This window comes from Marinilabilia sp. (assembly GCF_016278715.1).
In the GTDB taxonomy this organism is placed as follows: Bacteria; Bacteroidota; Bacteroidia; order Bacteroidales; family Marinilabiliaceae; genus Marinilabilia.
Genome location: NZ_JADQBH010000216.1, coordinates 1 through 20288, shown reverse-complemented (window position 1 = coordinate 20288; position 20288 = coordinate 1). Strand labels below are relative to the sequence as shown.

The window sequence follows — 20288 nt, the reverse complement described above, 5'->3', positions numbered from 1 at the left end:
ATAAAAAAGGAACTCAGATACAAAAATAATCCAATGGTAAGGGCCCAAATCACGCGGACCTTGGCATCCAGCCCATCAATCATTCTGATAAACTCGTACATTCCAAGCATGATTACAATTGCAAAGATGGTCATATAAGCCAAAGGGTGCCACCAAAGACCTGTAACAATGGCAATAACAAAAAATAAACCGGTAATTGTTCTCTGCAAAAAATTATTCATGCCTTGGATTTTCTGATTTTCAGTTCCGGGTATCCACCAGAACTATCAATTCTTTGGGACCATGAGCTCCCATCACAAGTGTCTTTTCTATATCGGCAGTCCTGCTTGGGCCTGATATCAGAGAAATCTGACTTGGTGGTTGTGTGTATTTTTTTCCTACAACATCGAACCCCTCAGCAATTGACTCCACCAGTTGGCTTTTTTGAGCCAGCACAATATGAACAGAAGGAAAAATATTAAGTCTTCGCCCTGAACCACCCATACTGCTTACCATTACACTACCGGTCAATGCTACGAGTGCTTCACAACGAGTGACCCCAACCTCAACCTCATCAAGTACCGGATCTATCTGCTCCCCATTGATTCCGTAAAAATTCAATAGTTCTTTTAATCCCGAATCAATACAAGCAAACGTTGACCAGCCACGCTTCTCCTTCAGTTGGTTAAAACAACCCATCTGATCTCCAACACCATCGCATAAAACCACCTCTCCCCCCAATTGCTCCAATTCATCTCTGAAGTTGGCCAGCAAATCGCAAACTTTTGGAAAAACAAGCCCATCAGGAGCAGTTTTCACCTTCACGCCACTTCTGTAAGAATCAGATGTCTGCCTCAAACGGTTAAGAATGGCGCTGCGTGAGTGATTATTCCTTTTTTTCTGATTCATCTTTTTTCCAGGATCCATCATCGGTTGAAGGTTGCTTGCTTTCACTATTTGCATCCTGTTGATCGGGGGTTTCGGACTTTTCCGACTGCTCCTCATCATTACTATTACCATTGGACTGAATCACATGTTGAGGGCCTTTTCTTTTACCGAAAATTTTCTCCAGGTCTTCACCGAAAATTACTTCTTTTTCGAGCAACAATTCAGCAACCACCGCATGTTTCTCCTTATTCTCGGTGAGAATTTTTTTGGCACGTTCGTACTGCTCTTCCACAATAGAGGAAGCTTCGTTGTCAATCAATTCAGCAGTTTTCTCACTGTATGGCTTATGAAAAGAATATTCACTTTGCCCGGAAGAATCGAAGAAACTAATATTTCCCAGCTTGGTACTCATACCAAAATAGGAAACCATGGCATAAGCCTGACGTGTCACCTTCTCAAGGTCGTTGAGGGCGCCGGTGGAAATCTGATTGAAAATCAATGCCTCGGCAGCACGGCCGCCAAGCGCAGAACACATTTCGTCCAGAATCTGTGCAGAGGTTGTCAACTGCCGCTCCTCAGGCAAGTACCATGCGGCACCCAAAGCTTTTCCACGGGGCACAATAGTCACTTTAACCAGCGGATGAGCATATTCCAGCAACCAGCTGATGACAGCATGACCAGCTTCATGATAGGCGATGGCTCGCTTCTCATCTTTACTGATAATCTTATTTTTCTTCTCCAGTCCACCCACTATTCGATCCACTGAATCCAGGAAATCATCCTTTTCAACAAGTTTTTTATTGCGTCGTGCAGCAATCAGAGCAGCCTCGTTACAGACATTTGCAATATCGGCTCCGGAAAAACCAGGTGTCTGTTTGGCCAGAAAATCAGGATCCACATCATCTTTCAATCGAAGTGGACGCAAATGGACTTTAAATATTTGTTGCCTTTCAATCATATCCGGAAGTTCGACAGCAATCTGACGGTCGAAACGTCCAGCACGCATCAGCGCCCGATCCAGCACGTCGGCACGGTTGGTTGCAGCAAGAATAATCACACCACTGTTGGACCCAAAACCGTCCATTTCTGTCAGCAACTGATTAAGCGTATTCTCGCGTTCATCGTTGCTGCTAAAGCCAGCATTTTTCCCACGGGCGCGCCCAATGGCATCAATCTCATCAATAAATACTATACACGGAGCCTTTTCTTTGGCTTTTCTGAATAAATCACGAACACGTGAAGCACCCACACCCACAAACATTTCAACAAAATCGGACCCCGACATACTGAAAAAGGGCACATTGGCTTCGCCGGCAACCGCCTTGGCAAGCAATGTTTTACCTGTACCCGGAGGGCCTATAAGCAAAGCGCCTTTGGGAATTTTACCTCCCAATTCAGTGAACTTCTCCGGCTTTTTGAGGAATTCAACAATCTCTTCCACTTCCTGTTTAGCTTCTGAAAGACCAGCAACATCAGCAAAATTGATATTAATATTGTCTTCTTTGTCAAACATCTTGGCCTTGGATTTCCCAACGCTGAAAATGTTTCCGGCACCTCCTCCGCCTCCCTGGGAGCTCATTCTCCTGAAAATGAAAATCCAGATAACAACAATGAGCAATAAGGGCCACATCATAGTCAGGAAATCGCGAAAAAAGTTAACCCGCTCTTCGTACTCCACCGGAATACTTATATTGTTGGCATTCTCAGCCGCTTTCCGAGCTTCTTCAAAACGGTCGATGGTAGGAATTTTCACCGTAAAATGAGGACCCGCTGCCGGAGGGGCATAGTCTCCCTTAAAAAGCTCACGATACTTATCGATAGCCTCGGGAGCAATCGTCACTTCGGCAGCACCTTCATTGGTCACCACAACAACACGCTTGATATCTCCTCCCGGCAGAAGTTTGTCTTCAAAAACGCTGTAGGAGAGGTTTTGAGGACCCTGCCCCAAATTAAAAGTACTTACAACAACCAGTGCAATTAATATAAGACCATAAATCCAGTAAGCATTGAACTTAGGGATTTTGGGCCCCTGGTTTTTCGGATCTACCCCTTCAGGTTTTTTCCCCGTGTTTTTTGCTTCCTTACCAGGCCCTGAAGGCCTCTTTTTAGGTTCCTTGGCGGAACCGGAAGTTGTTTTGGGATCTTTTTGTTCCTTTTCTGTCATATAAGAATTAGATATTATCCATTCGAAAAAAAATTTCAACCCTTGCTCCGGGTTATCCTGACCGACTCACTAAGAGGATACATTAAAACAAGTCCTCAATATCCTTACGGTCGGCATCGGCCCATAAATCTTCCAGATTATAAGAACTCCGTACTTGTTTTTGAAAGACATGCACTACCACATTCATATAATCAAGCAGTACCCACTCGGCGTTCCGCCTTCCTTCGACATGCAGTGGTTTTTCACCGGCATCGCGCCGCACAATTTCTTCAACAGAATCAGAGACGGCATCCACGTGCACATTACTTTCTCCTTCACAAATCACAAAGAATTCTGCAATCATGTTTTCAATATTGCGCAGATCAAGTACCGTGATTTTTGACCCTTTCTTCTCCTGTATTCCATCAACTACTACATCGACCAAACCTTCAGTTGAGACTACTTCAGAATTATTTTCACTCATTCAAAATTTCTTTTTTAAAATTACAGGAAACAAAACTCTGATTTATCATTTACTTTTTGCAAACTTTCGTTCTATCAGGCAATACAATAAACCAATTATCTTCACACATTGAAAAAACAATGCCACAATTAAATTTGTGGTCAAAGATAACATTTTAAAAGAACATATATACCTATTTTTGTCCCTTCTGAATGACACACATGACAAAGTGTCGTCTGTCGTAAACGAAGAAATTAAAAAGCATTATGCAAAATACTCCCGAAATAATACAACCTGGGCAAACTCCTTCAACAAACTCCTTCCTGAAAGAATTACTGAAACAACGCAGACTGCACGAATGTTCGGTAGTCATAACAAACAACCAAACTGCCGGACGCGGACAACCCGGGAATAAGTGGGAAACCCAATCTGGGAAAAACCTGACTTTCTCAATGGTACTCTATCCTAATATGGTGAAAGCTCCGGAGCAATTCATTATTTCTAAGGCTGTCAGCGTTGCCATCATTGACGTATTGAAAAAATTCAACATTCAGGCCACCATTAAGTGGCCCAACGACATATATGTCAACAATCAGAAACTGGGTGGTATCCTTATTGAAAATACCTTAAGCAGGCAGGTCATCGACCAATGTATTGTTGGAATCGGTCTGAATATTAACCAGGAAAAATTCCCTGAACATCTGCCCAATCCGGTATCAATCAAAAACATTACCGGAAAGGAAACAGATTTACTATTCGTTTTTAAGGAACTTCACGAATCACTATCAGATTATTACGATCTGGTTGCAACACAAAACCATCAGGAGATAGACGAGAAATATCTGAAAAACCTGTTTCGCAAAACCGGAAAACATCTTTTCAGAGATCAAAACGGAGAATTCGAGGCGGAATTTGGCGGGATTGGGCCCGCAGGCCATCTCTATTTAAAAAGAGAAGATGACACTACCATCGCCTATGCCTTTAAGGAAGTTGAATTCATATTTCATTAAGGAGCCCTTGCTTAAAAGCATCTTTTCTGCCAAAATCTTCGTTTTAGTCCCACACTCAATAATTATATCCTGCAATACCGTCGGCAAGGATCCCAATGAATTTTTCCAGCGGACCTTTCGCTACCAGTTTAATCATCGGATTCAAATGTGCATCCAAAGTAATTTTCAACTTGCTCTCTCCCTCTTTCACCTCCTTGAGCTGAATCCAGAGAAAGAAATTAAAGGGCACCTTCCCATCAGAGGAGTACTTAATGGTTTTATGGTCTTCTCTTTCCACTATTTTCAATCCAACCGGCCCTACTCCATCCACTTCAAAACGGCAGGAGTCACCATCGCTCTCCCAGTTTTTTATCTTGTCGGCGGGTAAAACAGCCGAAAAATTATCAAAATTCGACAACTTATCATACACCACGGATGCAGGATGTTGTATAGTCTTTATCTGACTTTCAAATCTTGTCATAAACCTATCATTTCTTCCAGTTGGCAGGATCTTCGCGCCATTGCGACAAGGTACTCAGGTCTTCCGATGACACATATCCGGTTTCTACAGCGACTCTGAGCAACGCCTGGTAATCACTGAGTGTTTCGAATTTCACTTCCGATTCGGCAAAATTTTCTTCGGCAACCTTAAAGCCGTAAGAAAAGATGGCCAGCATCCCCAGCACTTCAGCTCCGTTGTTCCGCAATGCCTCCACTGCTTTAAGACTGCTTCCCCCGGTGGAAATAAGATCCTCAATCACCACAACTTTCTGTCCCGGCTTCAAATCTCCTTCAATCAGGTTCTCCAAACCATGGCCTTTGGGACTTGAACGTACATAAACAAACGGCTTACCGATAAGATCCGCCACCATGGCACCCTGAGCAATTGCCCCTGTAGCCACACCTGCAATCACCTCAACATCCGGCCACAATTCCATCACCCGACGGGCAAACTGGATTTTAATAAAGTTGCGTACTTCAGGAAAAGACAAAGTCTTTCGATTGTCGCAATAGATGGGGGATACCCACCCGGAAGCCCACGTAAAGGGGTTTGCAGGTTGCAGTTTTATTGCTTTTATTTGCAACAGCTGCTTAGCTATAATTTCCTGTAATATTTTCATACTGCAAATGTACAAGATATTTTTAAAAGATAGAGTTGTATTGCTTACCGACAGTATTGATTCGGATCTAACTGCCGAGGTCAACGGAATTCATAAATTGGGAAGTGACGGAGAACTGAAAAGGTTTCTTGCCGATTTTGAAAACAATGAAAACCGAACCCAAGCCGTTATATATCATCATAATCAACACGAACTATTTCAACGATTTCGCAGCTGTTACAAAAACCTTTTGGCTGCAGGGGGATTAGTCTGGAACACCGAAAAAACCCACTTCCTGACCATGTGCCGACTCGGACGTCCTGACCTGCCCAAAGGGAAAGTGGAGATAGAAGAGACCTTCGAAATGGCCGCTATCCGAGAAGTAGAGGAAGAATGTGGTATCCGGAAACCGGAGATCATCAATAAAATCGGTTCTTCCTTTCACATTTATCATCTAAACAATCAAGTCATTTTAAAAGAAACTAGATGGTTCGAAATGATTTATCACGGAGACTCTACTCCGGTTCCACAACACGAAGAAAACATTAGCAATATCAGATGGTTCGACAAAAAAGAAGTTGCAAAATTTGCCGAAGCCACCTATCCTTCAATAAAGGAGATTCTGAAAAACGCAGGCCTGATACAGACCTAACCACAACCAAAAGCCTGCTTTAAAAACCCAAAATGCAGAAACACAATGACGCAATGCTTTTATAATTAAAGAGTATTTCTGTCATCGCCCGTTTTTCAACGATGACATTATCAGATGCCTACAAAATTATTAGAGAATTAAACATTAGAACTTTGAACTAAGAATAAAAAACATGGACCCGGTAACCGAAAATGAGAAAGCTCTTAAGCAATGGAAAGAAGAAACCCGAAGAGATGCTCTGGAAAACGAAGTTGAACGCCTAAAAGCCGTGACTCAAAATCAGTCTGGTAAAATAAAAAATATATCCATTGCTCTAATCGTGGCCGTTGCAATTCTTGCGACATCTCTTATCGCATTTTTTTCTGTTAAAACAGGGAAAAAAAATGAACAGGTAACAACAAGTCTTGAATCAACAGAAGCGGAAACAACAAATCCCCCTTCTCAACCAAAAAATCGAGAGCTCACCATCATATCCCCTTTGTCGGATACCATAAAATTTCAAATTCCCGAAAACGGAATCATATTCAGCATTCAAATCGGAGCCTTTATAGGACAGGATCTCGCAAAATTTAATGACAATATGATAACCCTGCATCAACACAGCTCTGAGAATATAAACCAATTTACACTGGGACTTTTTACCAGTTATCAGGAAGCCCTTGAATTTAAAGAAATGGTTAATACAATTGGATTTAAAGACGCTTATGTTACCGCTTTAAAAGACGGGAAAAGAATAAAAATTCAGGAAGCATTAAAATATGATAATACACAGTAGAAATATATCATAACCCGTCTTACATCCGGTCAGTTAACTTCTGTACCAGTTCGTATTTGTCAAAAAATTCCCTGGCAATCACTCTGATAATTGTATATACCGGAATGGCCAGAAACATTCCCAGAATCCCGGCCAGATAACCAGCTCCTAAGATCACTATAAATATTTCTAGTGGGTGTGCCTTCACACTGTTGGAGAAAATCAGGGGTTGAAATACAACATTGTCCAACATCTGAACGGTAATATAAATCACCAGCATCCCACCAAAAAAGGACAGAAAGGAAATATCCAGTGGCAACTGCAAATAGACCAGGGTTCCAACACTAATCCCGAAAAAAGCTCCAATAAGTGGCCCCAGGTAGGGGATAATATTCATTAATCCACTAAAAATACCAATAATAACCGCATGGCTAAATCCAATTCCCAGCAGTGAAAAGCCAAAAGTCACAATTGTTGCCACAAGCGAAGTCTGGATGAGTATGCCAAGAAAATAACGGCGCAGCAAATAACGAATAGATATCAGAGCATGTCTGATGCCTGATTCATGCTTTTGGGGAACAAAAAGTAAAATACCCCCTATTAATAAACCCTCTTCTTTAAGGAAGAAAAAGGTAATAAACGAAATAGAAAACGCAGCGATAAAAACACCGCCAAAAAATCCGGCAAGTGAGGTAAAAAACAACCGAACCTGTTCGAAATCCAGGAAAGTGAGAAGCGCTATTTCAAATTGTTCTTCAAAACTTTCCATCAGAGCCCTTCCCACCTCGGAACCACGCAAAGGGGCCAGCGCATTAGAAAGTAAATGACCTGCCTTTTGAAGGGCCGAAGGAATATCAACATTGGAAAAAAACTGAATCTCGGAAGCCAGCAAAGGGACAGTAAACCGAAAAAACAAAATAATCAGCACCCACAAAGAAAGCACCGTCAAAAGTGCTGCACCACTCTTACCCACTGAAATGCGCCAGACTTTTGCTTTTTGAAACATATCAAAAATAGGCCGGGTAACCAAAGATAAAATGGCGGCCACACTAACAAACAAGACAATAGATCGAAAATACCACAAAAGAAAAAAACCAACAAAAATGGCCAATGTCAAAAATAAATATTTAAAAAACTGCTTCATATCCTGTCCTGCCTTAAATTACTTAGGGAGTTTGTAGAAAAAACCTGACTCGTTAAACCTGTTCTTTTGCCCTTTAAAATTAAGAAAAAATCTATGGTCCTCTGAAGAAAATGAGACCTAATTATTTTTTTTGTCAATCAATGAATATTATTATAATCTGAAAAGTTTGATATTTAAGGAAAACTTATCATATTAGCCGTCTCATTTTGTTCGTATTTTTTCCAAATCCACAACTATGAAAGGTGCAATTATCGGCGACATTATTGGCTCAACATTTAAAGAAATTGATTTTGACGACACCGATTTTCAACTTTTCAAACCCGATTCAGCATATACCGATGATACGATTCTGACTATTGCCACCGCAGACTCTATTTTGAATAACAAAGATTATGAACAGACTCTAAAGGACTGGGTCAGAGCATTCCCAAAAGCTGGCTATCGGCCCCGGTTTCTCGAGTGGGCACTGTCTGACCATTCCACCCCCTACATCAGTAAAGGCGAAGGGGCTGCACGACGAATCAGCCCCATTGGTTTTGCGGCACAAAGCGTGAAAGAAGCGCTCAATGAAGCCGAAAAAAGCACCCGGATCACTCACAACATCCCCGAACGCATTAATGCTGCCAAAGCAGTGGCTGCAACTATTTATATGTGCAAACATGCCGGAACCAAGAAAGAGATTAAAACTTTTATTGGTCAGGCATTCGACTATGACTTCTCCCTTAAAGTCGAAGACTGGAAGCAGAGAAAAATCACCCCCGAAAGCGACACTTCACCGGTTCAACCCGCGCTTGCGGCCTTCATGGAAGCCTCCGACTACGAAGAAGCCATCAGGCTTGCCATTGTCATTGGAGGCCCAACCAACACGATTGCCTCCATCACAGGCGCACTGGCAGAAGCCTACTTTAAACACATTCCGAAATCAATTATTAAACGAGCCCTTTCGCGAATCACTCCAGAAATGCAAAACATCCTCTCTGCTTTTGAAGAAAAATACATGAATTATTCCGAACAACAAGCTTAAGATGGAATGACTTACAGAACATGCAAAAGCCGGACACAACATTGTTGAATCCGGCTTTATACATTTTTTCTCTAAAAATCATTTCCTGCACACACTCAGTCCGAAAAAATAAGTCACCAAACAGTTCTTTCATTCCAAGGCGGCTTTAAAAAACTAAGTTATTGGCTAGCTTTTTCTTCGGTGAGCGCCATTTTAAGCACATCCTGAATATCATCCACATAATGAAATTTCAGGTCTTCAATATAGTTTGGTTTTATCTCCTCCACATCTTTCTTATTCTCCTTGCAAAGAATCAGCTCATTAATTCCGGCCCTGCGGGCTGCGAGAATTTTCTCCTTGATACCCCCAACAGGTAATACTTTTCCACGCAGAGTAATCTCGCCGGTCATGGCCAGGCGTGATTTCACTTTTCTGCCGGTAAACGACGATGCCAGTGACGTAACCATCGTAATTCCTGCGGAAGGGCCGTCTTTCGGGATGGCTCCTTCCGGAACATGAACGTGTACATTCCGCTCATCGAAGATTTCTTCATCCAGCTGGAGCATTGCAGCATGCGATTTCAGATATTCAAGCGCCAGCATGGCCGACTCTTTCATCACTTCACCAAGATTTCCGGTGAGGGTAAGCCGTCCTTTACCTTTGCTCAGGCTACTTTCCACAAAAAGTATCTCACCACCTGCAGCTGTCCAGGCCAGTCCTGTGACCACTCCTGCAAATCGATTGTCTTGCCATGTATCCTTTGAGAACTTCTCCACTCCGAGATACTCCCTTACTTCATTAATGCCCACTGATTTTTTCACCTCCTCATCGGTGGCCAGTTTAAGGGCAATTTTCCGCAGTAACCGGGCAATGGTCTTGTTCAACTCACGCACCCCCGACTCCCTGGTATAATGGTCGATTATATATCCAATGGTTCGTTTGGGAAGTGAAACAGTTCCAGCGGGAATTCCATGATTATCTAACTGTTGCGAGACCAGGTGACGGCGTGCAATCTCCACTTTTTCTTCAAGCACATAACCACTCACATTAATCAATTCCATCCGGTCGAGCAATGGGGGAGATATGGCATTCAGCGCATTGGCAGTAGCAATAAAAATTACTTTAGAGAGGTCAAAATCAACCTCCAGAAAGTTGTCATGAAAAGCGCTGTTTTGTTCAGGATCCAACACCTCTAAAAGAGCCGATGCAGGATCTCCGTGAAAACTGTTACTGATTTTGTCAATTTCATCCAGGATAAAAACAGGATTGGCAGAACCTGACTTATTAATATTTTGAATAATACGACCAGGCATGGCACCAATGTATGTTTTTCTATGGCCTCTGATTTCTGCTTCATCATGAACGCCACCCAGCGACATTCGGACATACTGGCGGCCCAATGCTTCAGCAACAGATTTTCCAAGTGAGGTTTTGCCAACGCCCGGAGGTCCGTAGAGACAAAGGATCGGAGATTTCAAATCGCCTTTTAACTTTAATACGGCCAGATGCTCAAGAATACGTTCTTTGACATTCTCCAGACCATAGTGGTCACGGTTCAGAATCTTTCGGGCGCGTTTGAGGTCAAAATTGTCTTTGGTATATTCATTCCATGGTAGTTCAAGCAGAGTTTGCACATAGTTGTACTGAATAGAGTATTCACCTGAAGCGGAATTCAACCGTCGCAATTTATCAAGTTCTTTATCAAAGACCACCTTCACCTCTTCAGTCCATTTCTTATCGGCAGCGGCCTTTTCCATTTCTATTACCTCCTGCTCCACCGGACTGGAACCCAGCTCATCCTGAATGGTTTTCATCTGTTGATGCAAAAGATATTCGCGTTGCTGCTGATCCATATCCTGCTTTACCTTGGATTGAATATCGTTCTTAATCTCCATCAACTGAACTTCCCGAACCAGGTATTCTACCAAACGCAAACCACGCTCCTTCAAATCATTAGTTTCCAGTAGTTTTTGTTTTTCTTTAACCGGAATGTCCGAACTGGAAGCCACATAATTGATCAAAAATGCAGGACTCTCGATATTTCTGATGGCAAAAGAAGCTTCAGGCGGAACATTAGGTGATTGCTTAATCAAACTTAACGACAAATCCTTCAGTGATGAAACCACTGCTTCAAACTCACGCGTTTTGTCTCCTTCAGGTTCCTTATCCTCCAAGACACTGATACGACCTCTAAAGTAAGGGTCGTGGTCAAGCATCTCATCAAGGCGGAATCGTTTTTTCCCCTGAATAATAACAGAGGTAGTATTGTCAGGCATTTGCAGAATTTTAATAATTCGTGCCACGGTGCCCGATTTATAAAGATCATCAGCCTTGGGATCATCAATTTTATAATCGATTTGGGTAAGCGCCCCAAAATATCCCTTCGACCTTTCCACATCTTTAATAAGCTGATGAGATTTCTCCCGTCCGATAGCAATGGGGATTATCACCCCGGGAAAAAGAATGGTATTACGCAGTGGGAGAATTGGCAATTCTTCCGGAATAGGCTGATCATCATTATCCTGCTCCATATCGTCCCCAATAACGGGAATAAACTCGGAATCACCTTCCGAAGAATCACTCATTCCAAACGCATCTATCGAAATCTTAAAATCACTATCCATAATATTTGATATCATTGATCTTCCCAAAAGGTGCCAATTTGACAGCCGGAATCACATTTCTAAAATTATACAAAAAAAATTCACTTTGCGCATTGTGCCGAAATAACCCGACGTCCGAAGCTTGTTCTTTGCCCTCAGTATTCATTAGACCGTTCGCTGGTCACAGTGTATTCGTATCGCTAAAAAACAAAATAACTTACTTAAAACAATCAACTTACTTCATTGCAAGCTTTTAATAAACCCAAGAAAAAATCCGGGTGCGTGAAGGAATCTGCATTCGAAATAAACTTTAAACTCTACCCGAAAAACGGTCTTTTCTGCCTTCACGTCCGGTACTTTGACAATCCCCGTACCAAAATCTCTTTTCAACCCAAAGATAACGCTTTTCAGTAAGCTTGTCAGCCAGAATAACAACTCATCAATCCAAAAGGAAACAGGGTAAAAACAAAAAAGCCCCGGAATAAACCGAAGCTTTCTTGAAATATTCTTAAAAGAAAATTAATTATTTCTTTTCTTCATAATGCTTTTTGTAACGGTTGCGGAATTTATCAACACGTCCGGCAGTATCCACCAACTTCATTTTTCCGGTATAAAACGGATGTGACGAACTTGAAATTTCAAGCTTCACCAATGGATATTCAGTCCCGTCGATCTCAATGTTCTCGCGGGTGTTTACTGTAGAACGGGTGATAAAAGTATCGCCGTTGGACATATCTTTAAACGCAACCATGCGATAATTGTCCGGATGAATTCCCTTTTTCATTTCTCTAATATTTTATTTTCTAACCTTTGTTTTTTTTACTTTTTCCAGTGAGTACCTGAGATTTAATCAAACCACTCACATCAAACGGACTGCAAAATTAATTATTCCCCTGACAAACACCAAAATTTTTTCAGAAAAAACTTAAACAATAACACTTCTCCTTTAATACAACAATAAAAATACCATAAATAACGAGGCAAAATCCATTAAGATTTTGTTTTTTCTTTCGTATTAAAGGGAATCGCAGCAGCATGCTGTTCTTCTTTTCGTTTTTCTTCATCAAAAAGAAAGCGATAAGTAATGTGCCTTTTCCCAAAATCAGCACCAACCGATTCATGCAAAGCCCTCATTTTGGGATTAAAATCGCCCACCCAGGAAAGCTCCATCTCTTTAAGCCATGGTTTTTTGGAAACAGCATTTCTCAGATGCCAGAATATTCCGGATTCAATACCATTGCGCTGCCAGCGTGGACGAATGCCCATAATAACCACGCGTGTCCGGGTCATTACTTTCCGCCATTTAAAATAAACAAATCTAAGTTTATTTAGAAAATTCATCTTCCCGTGAAAGTGCCTGATAATTTGATTCACGTCCGGAAACTGAACAAAAAATCCGATGGGGGTTCCTTCGTGATAAGCAAACCAAATCAACTCCTCGTCCATAAAATCTTTAGCTTCCTTCAGGGAGTTTCGGATGGTTTCTGCCTGCATGGGGGTAAAATTCTCATGAAACTGCCAGGCATCATCATAAACCTCAATAAAATCTTTAATAAACTGCTCGCTATCTTTCCAGGTAAAATGTTTAAACTCATAGCCCGGCTTCCGTCCTACCCAACCGGCAATTTTCCAGAACCTTTCGGGAAAAGGTTTTTGCAAGTCAAGATGATTGGTTACCTGTTCAAAATATTTATTAAAGCCATAGTCTTCAAAAAAACCGATGTAATAAGCCGGGTTGTACTGGACACCAAATGCCGGAGGAGAAAATCCTTCCACCAAAAGCCCCCAAAATGTATCATTCTCACCAAAGTTTATTGGTCCATCCATGGCCTCCATACCTCTGTCGGCCAACCAATCGCGTGCCGCATCAAAAAGCATAAATGCCGCTTCCTTGTTGTTTATGCATTCAAAAAAACCCATTCCCCCGGTTGGCTGTGAATAGCCGTAAGCCTTTTTCTCATTGATAAATGCACCGATCCGTCCAATTACCTCATCGTTATCGGCAAGGAGCAAAAAACGGATGGCATCACCATGGGCAAAGAAATCATTGGATGAAGGATCAAAAATCTCTTCAACCATCACATCCAACGGACGCACATAGTTTTCATCGTTTTTATATATGACATCTACGACATCCAGAAACTGGCGCTTTTGTTTGTTCGTCTTAACTTCAACAATACGCATAAGAGAATATTAAAAAAAATTTGAAATCAGCTGAATAAAACAAGGTCAAAGTTAATGAAAATGGTTAAACGGCCTAAAACTGAAACCACGAAAGATAGTCTTCCATTGTCTTTCCCGGTCTCTCTTTGTGAGAAAATTCGTTTTCCCATGGATGATAATCGTAATCACCGGACCACTCAACGGCATGACGGGCTATTTGGTCCACAGCATCAATGATATAATCAATTTCAGATTCCGCCATCACCGGATGAATCGAAAGACGCACCCATCCGGGCTTTTCCGAAAGATCCCCCATGTCAATTCTCCGGGTAATATTGCTGGAAGTATAGTAATCTACATGAAGCAGATAATGTCCGTAAGTCCCGGCACAGGAACACCCCCCCCTGACCTGAATTCCATATCGGTCGTTCAACAAGCGAACAACCAGATTGAAGTGGATATTTGAGATATAAAAAGAAATTGCTCCGAGGCGTTGCTCCTGCCCATCAGCCAAAATGGTCAATCCCGGAATTTTTCTGAATGCTTTAAAAATCCTGTGAATCATCGCCCTTTCGCGCTCAACCATCTTGTCACACCCCATCTGCTCTTTCAGGCGAATGCTCAACGCTGCACGTATTGACTGAAGAAAACCGGGTGTGCCTCCGTCTTCACGGGCTTCAATATCTGCGATGTATTGATATTTGCCCCACCGGTTGGTCCAGTTCACTGTGCCCCCACCAGAGTTATCTGGAGATTTGTTGTGGTAAAGTGCCGAATTAAAAACAACCACCCCACTGCTTCCGGGACCACCCAAAAACTTATGTGGCGAAAAAAATACAGCATCCAATCGTTCCAACGGGTTTTCAGGATGCATATCAATGGGGACATAGGGTGCCGAAGCAGCAAAATCCACAAAACAAAAGCCACCGTTCTGATGCATGATGCGGGCCAGCTGGTGATAAGGAGTTTCAATACCTGTAACATTTGAGCAGGCGGTAAAACTCCCGATTTTTAATACCCTATTCTTATATTTTCCCATCTCCTTCTCCAACGATTCCGGATTAACCAGCATATCTGCATCCGGCTCCAATACCACCACATCGGCATTGGTTTCGAGCCAGGAAGTATGGTTGGAATGATGTTCCATGTGGGAAAGAAAAACAACTGGTCTTTCTGTTTCAGGCAAATGGCAGTACCGTTGTGCCTGTTCTGGAACCCGCATTCCAAGAATTCGTTGCAGTTTATTAACGACCGAGGTCATCCCATACCCTGCTGTTATGATAATATCATCATTCCGGGCGTTGACATGCTCTTTTATAATTTTATGCGACAGACGATAAACATTGGTCATCACCTTACCGGTATCGCTCGATTCAGAATGGGTATTGGCCACCATGGGACCTATTATATTCACTATCTGCTCCTCCACCGGTCTATATAAGCGTCCCGAAGCAATCCAGTCGGCATAAACCAACGGTTTGGTTCCATCGGGCGTATCAATGGTCGCATCGAAACCAATGGTATTCTCCCGAAACTTCTTAAAATGTTCTTCGTACGGCAACATAAAGCAATAGTTCTTTTGATTTAAGTAATTCAGTCGCTGAACAGCAAATAGATGTCAGTTTTCAACTCTCTCCACAAAATTAAACCCCCCATGCGAAAAAAAAACTGATTTATGACACGCTACTGAAAAGCCTCAAGTTCAAAAACCACATCTCTCCCTACTTCAGCAACATAGGGATTATCATCTTTTTGCCATTCTTTTGCCTCATTAAGTACCTGCGTTTGAAAAGACGAAAATCGACCGGCCATTTTTAATACAAACCCAATTGCTCTCATGAAACGGAATTCTGAAGCCAATTTTTTAAAATCGTCCAATATTTCCGGCAATTCCTGAAATCCTTCATCCCCGATTAATCGCATCCGCCAACCAATAGCCATTGTGGCGGCATATTGTTTGTAAAACTGCTCACTTTTCAACCAACTAATCAGAAATTCAGCCGGTACTTTCTTATCCGCCAACAGGTTTCGTCCCATTTGCTCTGAAAGTTCAATGGTATTCAGCATCTCCCCCCATTCCTGGATTTCCTTTTGGGGTAACGACTCAAAATCAACCACCATGGTTGCCAGAATCATGGTCTCCCTAACCTGCCTGGCCCAAAGGCGGATAGCCAGACCAGTACTTACAGGAGTTTCCGCAGCCATTTTCCGAAGGTGAACGATTGAAACTCCGTAACTTACACGATAACGAGCACCGGACCGTTCAATCATTTCGGCCGTTTCACCGTCTTTGAGATGACGAATCTGACGCATCAAAGATTCGATTTGCCGATCAATTTCCGGCTCCACAGGGAAAAACTTCATTTTCAACATTTTTAAAGACCATCCAATAACAGTAAGCAACGATAGTCGCATTTTTTAAAGAAACATTTGCAAAACTAATGGAAAAAATTTTACCTTTGCACGCACATTAAAACGGTGATTGTAGCTCAGTCGGTTAGAGCGCCAGATTGTGGCTCTGGAGGCCGCCGGTTCGAATCCGGTCTTTCACCCTTTAAAAGCGGACAACCATTTTTGTTGCCCGCTTTTTTTTAACCAAGTTTAATTAAAGAAATAAATCATTAATTACCACCCGAAGTCGCCGCTCAACTACGCGAGGGTTGTTCAAGCCACGCTTTCAGACCATTAAAGCGACCGCCAGATGGAAATTAATTTGTTACCTTTGCAAACACAAACTAAAAAACGACAGATATGGTAACATCAGAAATGATGAAAGACCTTTCAGGACGCGAGATTGCGTTAAGGAGGTATCTTTGACATCGATAGGAAAAAGATTGAAATAGAAGAAGAAGAACTGCGCACTCAGGCACCCGATTTTTGGGACGATCCAAAAGAAGCCGAGCTCAAGATGCGAAAAATAAAAGAGCTCAAAAGCTGGGTCAACGGCTATGATAAAATAAAAAATGCCATTGAGGAAACCGGGGTGCTTCTGGAATTCTTAAAAGAAGGTGAAGCAGAGGAAGCCGATGTTGACGACCAATACCGAAAAGCCTCAGAAATGCTGGAAGATTTGGAGCTGCGCAACATGCTTCAAAAAGAAGAAGACCGTATGGGGGCCATTCTGAAGATCAATGCAGGAGCAGGTGGAACCGAGAGCCAGGATTGGGCAGAAATGCTCATGCGCATGTATCTGAGGTGGGGCGATAAGCAGGGATACAAAGTTACCGAAACCAACTTTCAGGAGGGAGATGAAGCCGGGATAAAATCGGTCACCCTCCAGTTTGAAGGAGATTTTGCTTATGGCTATCTCAAAAGCGAAAACGGGGTTCACCGGCTGGTAAGACTCTCACCATTCAATTCAGCCAATAAGCGAATGACTTCCTTTTCCTCGGTTTTTGTCATTCCTTTAATTGACGAAACCATTGAGGTGGAAATCAACCCTGCCGATATTACCTGGGAAACATTCCGATCCAGCGGGGCCGGGGGCCAAAACGTCAATAAAGTAGAAACTGGAGTGCGATTGCGCCATGCACCTTCGGGAATTGTCATTGAAAACACCGAGTCCCGTTCACAAGGGGGCAACAAAGAAAACGCCCTGCGAATGCTGAAATCTCAACTTTACGAAATAGAGCTGCGAAAAAAACTGGACGAACAAAACAAAATCGAATCCCAGAAAAAGAAAATCGAATGGGGTTCACAAATTCGTTCTTATGTACTTCAGCCCTACAAACTAGTCAAAGACGTACGGACTCACTATGAAACCAGCAATGTACAGGCTGTTCTGGACGGCGAAATAGACGGATTCATTAAGGCGTTTTTAATGGAATACGGAGCAGAAGATGTTTTCGAAAAGAACTAAACATCGTTTAGCAAAAAATAAGCACGAAAATAACAATCAAAAAAAACATAAAAAATGGAGTATCGAATAGAAAAAGACACCATGGGCGAGGTAAAAGTGCCTGCCGACAAATATTGGGCAGCCCAGACACAGCGCTCGGTAACAAACTTTCCCATTGGCCCTTCGGCTTCAATGCCCATCGAAATTGTGCATGCTTTTGGCTATCTCAAAAAAGCTGCTGCCTATGCCAATGAAGAGCTCGGTGTGCTTCCGGCTGAAAAAAGAGACCTGATTGCTGCAGCCTGCGACGAAGTCATCGCTGGAAAGCTGGACGACCAGTTCCCTTTGGTTATATGGCAAACCGGTAGCGGCACCCAATCCAATATGAACTGCAACGAGGTGGTTGCCAACCGCGCCCATGTATTGAATGGCGGAAACCTTGGTGAAGGAGAAGGCCCCATTCATCCCAACGATGATGTCAACAAGTCACAATCATCCAACGATACTTTCCCTACTGCCATGCACATTGCTGCATATAAAATACTGATGGAGAAAACCATTCCGGGGATTGAGAAACTCAGAGACACCCTTCAGCAAAAATCTGAAGAGATGAAAGAGGTGGTTAAGATCGGCCGCACCCACCTGATGGACGCAACTCCACTAACTTTGGGACAGGAATTCTCAGGATATGCAGCTCAACTCACTTACGGACTGAAAGCTGTCAGAGCCACACTGGAACACCTTTCAGAACTGGCTCTTGGCGGAACAGCCGTAGGCACAGGATTGAACACCCCAAACAATTATGATGTAACGGTTGCCAAATTCATTGCCAAATTCACCGGAATGCCTTTTAAAACAGCAGCCAACAAATTTGAATCGCTTGCCGCCCACGATGCCATTGTGGAGAGCCACGGAGCACTCAAGCAGGTTGCGGTAAGTCTGATGAAGATTGCCAACGACATTCGTCTGCTCTCTTCAGGCCCCCGCTCGGGAATCGGAGAAATCCTGATCCCAGAAAACGAGCCGGGTTCTTCCATCATGCCAGGAAAAGTGAACCCAACACAGGCCGAAGCCATGACGATGGTATGCGCTCAGGTAATGGGTAACGATGTAACAATTTCAGTCGGTGGGTCCAACGGACATTTTGAACTCAATGTTTTCAAGCCCGTAATGATTTACAACTTTCTGCAAAGTGCTGAATTGCTTGGCGACGCATGTGTAGCCTTCAATGACAATTGTGCTGTCGGTATCAGACCAAATCACGACCGTATCAAGATGCATCTTGACAACTCATTGATGCTGGTTACAGCTTTGAACACCCACATTGGTTATTACAAATCTGCAGAAATTGCCAAGAAAGCCCACAAAGAAGGAACAACGCTTAAAGAAGCTGCGTTGAAACTGGGCCACCTCACTGCTGAGGAGTTCGACAAATGGGTGGATCCTTCAAAAATGATTGGATCTCTTGACTAAAAACCGGTTTTTTGAAATATTTTTTTTTATACCGCCTCTAATTCAGGGGCGGTTTTTTTGTAACTTTGATTTCGGAATGCAAAAACAGGCATTTTACACAATTTTACCCTACCTTACACGTTACCAGAGTAAGTTTCTGATTGCACATTTTATGTAAATTTGTGTCCAATCCGTTCCTTTCCCGTCTCTAATAATAAAAAAACGAATAACACCAAGGCCATGATCAAAAACAAAATTGCTAAAGTTCTATTTCTAACCCTTCTCATCTATACGCCAATCGTCGCCCAAAGCGACCAGGACCAAGCCACCCTCGACAAAGGCCCTGTTGCAGGACAATTTGATTATGCGATTGAGAAGTCAAGCAAATACGAGGAATACAGAGTTGTTCGCTCCAACTGGTTATACAAATTGAAATCGAATGTCCTTGACTCATTGGCCAACCTGAAAACAACCATCAGCCAAAAAGACTCAAAGATTGATTCTCTGAACAACAAAATTACAACACTCAACAACAATCTGGACAGCACTAACGAGAAACTGAACAAAGCCATCAACCAAAAAGACAGCATTGTTTTTCTCGGATCTGAACTCCCCAAAGGCAAGTACAACTCAATTATGTGGGGGCTCGTTCTCATACTCGCAGCAGGTGCTGCCTTCCTTTTTCTTCTATTCAAGCGCAGCCATCAGCTTACGTCTGAAATGAAAGAAAAATACAGTGACCTGGAAAAGGAATACGATGCACATAGAAAACGTGTCCTGGAGAAGGAAAAAAACATGGCACGTCAACACCTCAACGAATTAAATAAAATCAGGGGACGAGATTAATCAATCAATTTCTGATCCGGAAATAGTTCTACCTTTTTTCCGGAGCAGAACCCTTTTTTCTTCCTACAATTCTCCTGAAAGCGCACAGAGCCACCACTGTGTGAAAACCATATATTTCCTTAACTTTGTATTAAAATCAACAACGACTTTTCGTAGGATTGATTTAAGGATATGGTATAAAAGATGTTTTTTATACCGGGTTCATATATGGCAAAACAAATCATTAACTACCTGCAGCAGATTTACCGGAAAGCACCCAAAGCGCTAACCC

At 42.5% G+C, this 20288-nt stretch carries 19 protein-coding genes and 1 tRNA gene; 8 read left to right on the top strand and 12 right to left on the bottom strand.

The window, feature by feature from the left end:
- The 4 genes from QZZ43_RS13290 to rsfS form a co-directional block, all read right to left on the bottom strand.
- A partial coding sequence (locus tag QZZ43_RS13290) for a phosphatidate cytidylyltransferase (RefSeq protein WP_367221573.1) occupies positions 1-221 on the bottom strand: 221 nt, incomplete at its 3' end.
- 19 nt (positions 222-240) lie between these two features.
- Positions 241-888, bottom strand: a complete 648-nt coding sequence (locus QZZ43_RS13285) for an LUD domain-containing protein (protein WP_291860218.1) — start codon at positions 886-888, stop codon at positions 241-243.
- Entirely contained in the window at positions 866-3031 is a 2166-nt protein-coding gene (ftsH, locus tag QZZ43_RS13280; RefSeq protein ID WP_291860215.1) for an ATP-dependent zinc metalloprotease FtsH, read from the bottom strand. The genes QZZ43_RS13285 and ftsH overlap by 23 nt, the downstream gene beginning before the upstream one ends.
- A gap of 82 nt (positions 3032-3113) precedes the next feature.
- Entirely contained in the window at positions 3114-3494 is a 381-nt protein-coding gene (rsfS, locus tag QZZ43_RS13275) for a ribosome silencing factor (protein WP_291860212.1), read from the bottom strand.
- Between the two features lie 245 nt (positions 3495-3739).
- On the opposite strand from rsfS, the gene QZZ43_RS13270 reads away from it, so the two are divergent.
- Positions 3740-4483, top strand: coding sequence for a biotin--[acetyl-CoA-carboxylase] ligase (locus QZZ43_RS13270; protein WP_291860209.1), 744 nt, complete (start codon positions 3740-3742; stop codon positions 4481-4483).
- 55 nt (positions 4484-4538) lie between these two features.
- On the opposite strand, the gene QZZ43_RS13265 is transcribed toward QZZ43_RS13270, so the two are convergent.
- Together QZZ43_RS13265 and pyrE are read right to left on the bottom strand one after the other, a co-directional pair.
- Positions 4539-4943: an SRPBCC family protein gene (locus QZZ43_RS13265; protein ID WP_291860207.1), complete on the bottom strand. Its 405-nt coding sequence runs from the start codon at positions 4941-4943 to the stop codon at positions 4539-4541.
- A 7-nt stretch (positions 4944-4950) separates the two neighbouring features.
- Positions 4951-5583 (bottom strand): orotate phosphoribosyltransferase, encoded by a 633-nt coding sequence (gene pyrE, locus QZZ43_RS13260; protein ID WP_291860204.1) that lies wholly within the window; start codon positions 5581-5583, stop codon positions 4951-4953.
- 7 nt (positions 5584-5590) lie between these two features.
- Here pyrE and QZZ43_RS13255 point away from each other — a divergent pair, with 7 nt between their 5' ends.
- Together QZZ43_RS13255 and QZZ43_RS13250 are read left to right on the top strand one after the other, a co-directional pair.
- Positions 5591-6214, top strand: coding sequence for an NUDIX domain-containing protein (locus QZZ43_RS13255; protein ID WP_291860201.1), 624 nt, complete (start codon positions 5591-5593; stop codon positions 6212-6214).
- A gap of 172 nt (positions 6215-6386) precedes the next feature.
- Positions 6387-6989 carry a hypothetical protein gene (locus tag QZZ43_RS13250; protein WP_291860198.1) on the top strand — a complete coding sequence of 201 codons (603 nt, stop codon included), beginning with the start codon at positions 6387-6389 and terminating at the stop codon, positions 6987-6989.
- 19 nt (positions 6990-7008) lie between these two features.
- Here QZZ43_RS13250 and QZZ43_RS13245 read toward each other — a convergent pair whose 3' ends face one another.
- Complete coding sequence (locus QZZ43_RS13245) at positions 7009-8112, bottom strand: AI-2E family transporter (protein ID WP_291860195.1); 1104 nt, start codon at positions 8110-8112, stop codon at positions 7009-7011.
- 235 nt (positions 8113-8347) lie between these two features.
- Here QZZ43_RS13245 and QZZ43_RS13240 point away from each other — a divergent pair, with 235 nt between their 5' ends.
- Positions 8348-9136: an ADP-ribosylglycohydrolase family protein gene (locus QZZ43_RS13240; protein ID WP_291860193.1), complete on the top strand. Its 789-nt coding sequence runs from the start codon at positions 8348-8350 to the stop codon at positions 9134-9136.
- Positions 9137-9294: 158 nt separating this feature from the next.
- On the opposite strand, the gene lon is transcribed toward QZZ43_RS13240, so the two are convergent.
- The 5 genes from lon to QZZ43_RS13215 all read right to left on the bottom strand — a co-directional run bounded on the left by lon (position 9295) and on the right by QZZ43_RS13215 (position 16245).
- Positions 9295-11766 carry an endopeptidase La gene (gene lon / locus QZZ43_RS13235; RefSeq protein ID WP_291860190.1) on the bottom strand — a complete coding sequence of 824 codons (2472 nt, stop codon included), beginning with the start codon at positions 11764-11766 and terminating at the stop codon, positions 9295-9297.
- Between the two features lie 475 nt (positions 11767-12241).
- Entirely contained in the window at positions 12242-12502 is a 261-nt protein-coding gene (locus QZZ43_RS13230) for a type B 50S ribosomal protein L31 (RefSeq protein WP_291860187.1), read from the bottom strand.
- A gap of 206 nt (positions 12503-12708) precedes the next feature.
- Entirely contained in the window at positions 12709-13902 is a 1194-nt protein-coding gene (locus QZZ43_RS13225; protein ID WP_291860184.1) for a GNAT family N-acetyltransferase, read from the bottom strand.
- A 73-nt stretch (positions 13903-13975) separates the two neighbouring features.
- The gene (locus tag QZZ43_RS13220; RefSeq protein ID WP_291860181.1) at positions 13976-15445 is read right to left on the bottom strand and encodes an aminotransferase class V-fold PLP-dependent enzyme; all 1470 of its coding nucleotides are present in this window, start codon (positions 15443-15445) and stop codon (positions 13976-13978) included.
- Positions 15446-15564: 119 nt separating this feature from the next.
- Positions 15565-16245: a DNA alkylation repair protein gene (locus tag QZZ43_RS13215; protein ID WP_291860178.1), complete on the bottom strand. Its 681-nt coding sequence runs from the start codon at positions 16243-16245 to the stop codon at positions 15565-15567.
- A 113-nt stretch (positions 16246-16358) separates the two neighbouring features.
- On the opposite strand from QZZ43_RS13215, the gene QZZ43_RS13210 reads away from it, so the two are divergent.
- From QZZ43_RS13210 to QZZ43_RS13195, 4 genes are all read left to right on the top strand, one after another.
- Positions 16359-16434, top strand: a tRNA-His gene (locus tag QZZ43_RS13210).
- Positions 16435-16632: 198 nt separating this feature from the next.
- A protein-coding gene (gene prfB, locus QZZ43_RS13205; RefSeq protein WP_291860176.1) for a peptide chain release factor 2 occupies positions 16633-17740 on the top strand; the annotation gives its coding sequence in 2 pieces (ribosomal slippage) (positions 16633-16695 and positions 16697-17740; 1107 coding nt in all).
- A gap of 54 nt (positions 17741-17794) precedes the next feature.
- Entirely contained in the window at positions 17795-19192 is a 1398-nt protein-coding gene (gene fumC, locus QZZ43_RS13200; RefSeq protein ID WP_291860174.1) for a class II fumarate hydratase, read from the top strand.
- Positions 19193-19411: 219 nt separating this feature from the next.
- Positions 19412-20017, top strand: coding sequence for a tRNA (guanine-N1)-methyltransferase (locus QZZ43_RS13195; RefSeq protein WP_291860171.1), 606 nt, complete (start codon positions 19412-19414; stop codon positions 20015-20017).
- Positions 20018-20288: the final 271 nt, after the last annotated feature.

Bases quoted from the DNA above. Each gene is read 5' to 3' on its own strand.
- QZZ43_RS13285 (WP_291860218.1), bottom strand. From the start codon at position 888: ATGAATCAGAAAAAAAGGAATAATCACTCACGCAGCGCCATTCTTAAC.
- ftsH (WP_291860215.1), bottom strand. From the start codon at position 3,031: ATGACAGAAAAGGAACAAAAAGATCCCAAAACAACTTCCGGTTCCGCC.
- rsfS (WP_291860212.1), bottom strand. From the start codon at position 3,494: ATGAGTGAAAATAATTCTGAAGTAGTCTCAACTGAAGGTTTGGTCGAT.
- QZZ43_RS13270 (WP_291860209.1), top strand. From the start codon at position 3,740: ATGCAAAATACTCCCGAAATAATACAACCTGGGCAAACTCCTTCAACA.
- QZZ43_RS13265 (WP_291860207.1), bottom strand. From the start codon at position 4,943: ATGACAAGATTTGAAAGTCAGATAAAGACTATACAACATCCTGCATCC.
- pyrE (WP_291860204.1), bottom strand. From the start codon at position 5,583: ATGAAAATATTACAGGAAATTATAGCTAAGCAGCTGTTGCAAATAAAA.
- QZZ43_RS13255 (WP_291860201.1), top strand. From the start codon at position 5,591: ATGTACAAGATATTTTTAAAAGATAGAGTTGTATTGCTTACCGACAGT.
- QZZ43_RS13250 (WP_291860198.1), top strand. From the start codon at position 6,387: ATGGACCCGGTAACCGAAAATGAGAAAGCTCTTAAGCAATGGAAAGAA.
- QZZ43_RS13245 (WP_291860195.1), bottom strand. From the start codon at position 8,112: ATGAAGCAGTTTTTTAAATATTTATTTTTGACATTGGCCATTTTTGTT.
- QZZ43_RS13240 (WP_291860193.1), top strand. From the start codon at position 8,348: ATGAAAGGTGCAATTATCGGCGACATTATTGGCTCAACATTTAAAGAA.
- QZZ43_RS13230 (WP_291860187.1), bottom strand. From the start codon at position 12,502: ATGAAAAAGGGAATTCATCCGGACAATTATCGCATGGTTGCGTTTAAA.
- QZZ43_RS13225 (WP_291860184.1), bottom strand. From the start codon at position 13,902: ATGCGTATTGTTGAAGTTAAGACGAACAAACAAAAGCGCCAGTTTCTG.
- QZZ43_RS13220 (WP_291860181.1), bottom strand. From the start codon at position 15,445: ATGTTGCCGTACGAAGAACATTTTAAGAAGTTTCGGGAGAATACCATT.
- QZZ43_RS13215 (WP_291860178.1), bottom strand. From the start codon at position 16,245: ATGAAGTTTTTCCCTGTGGAGCCGGAAATTGATCGGCAAATCGAATCT.
- fumC (WP_291860174.1), top strand. From the start codon at position 17,795: ATGGAGTATCGAATAGAAAAAGACACCATGGGCGAGGTAAAAGTGCCT.
- QZZ43_RS13195 (WP_291860171.1), top strand. From the start codon at position 19,412: ATGATCAAAAACAAAATTGCTAAAGTTCTATTTCTAACCCTTCTCATC.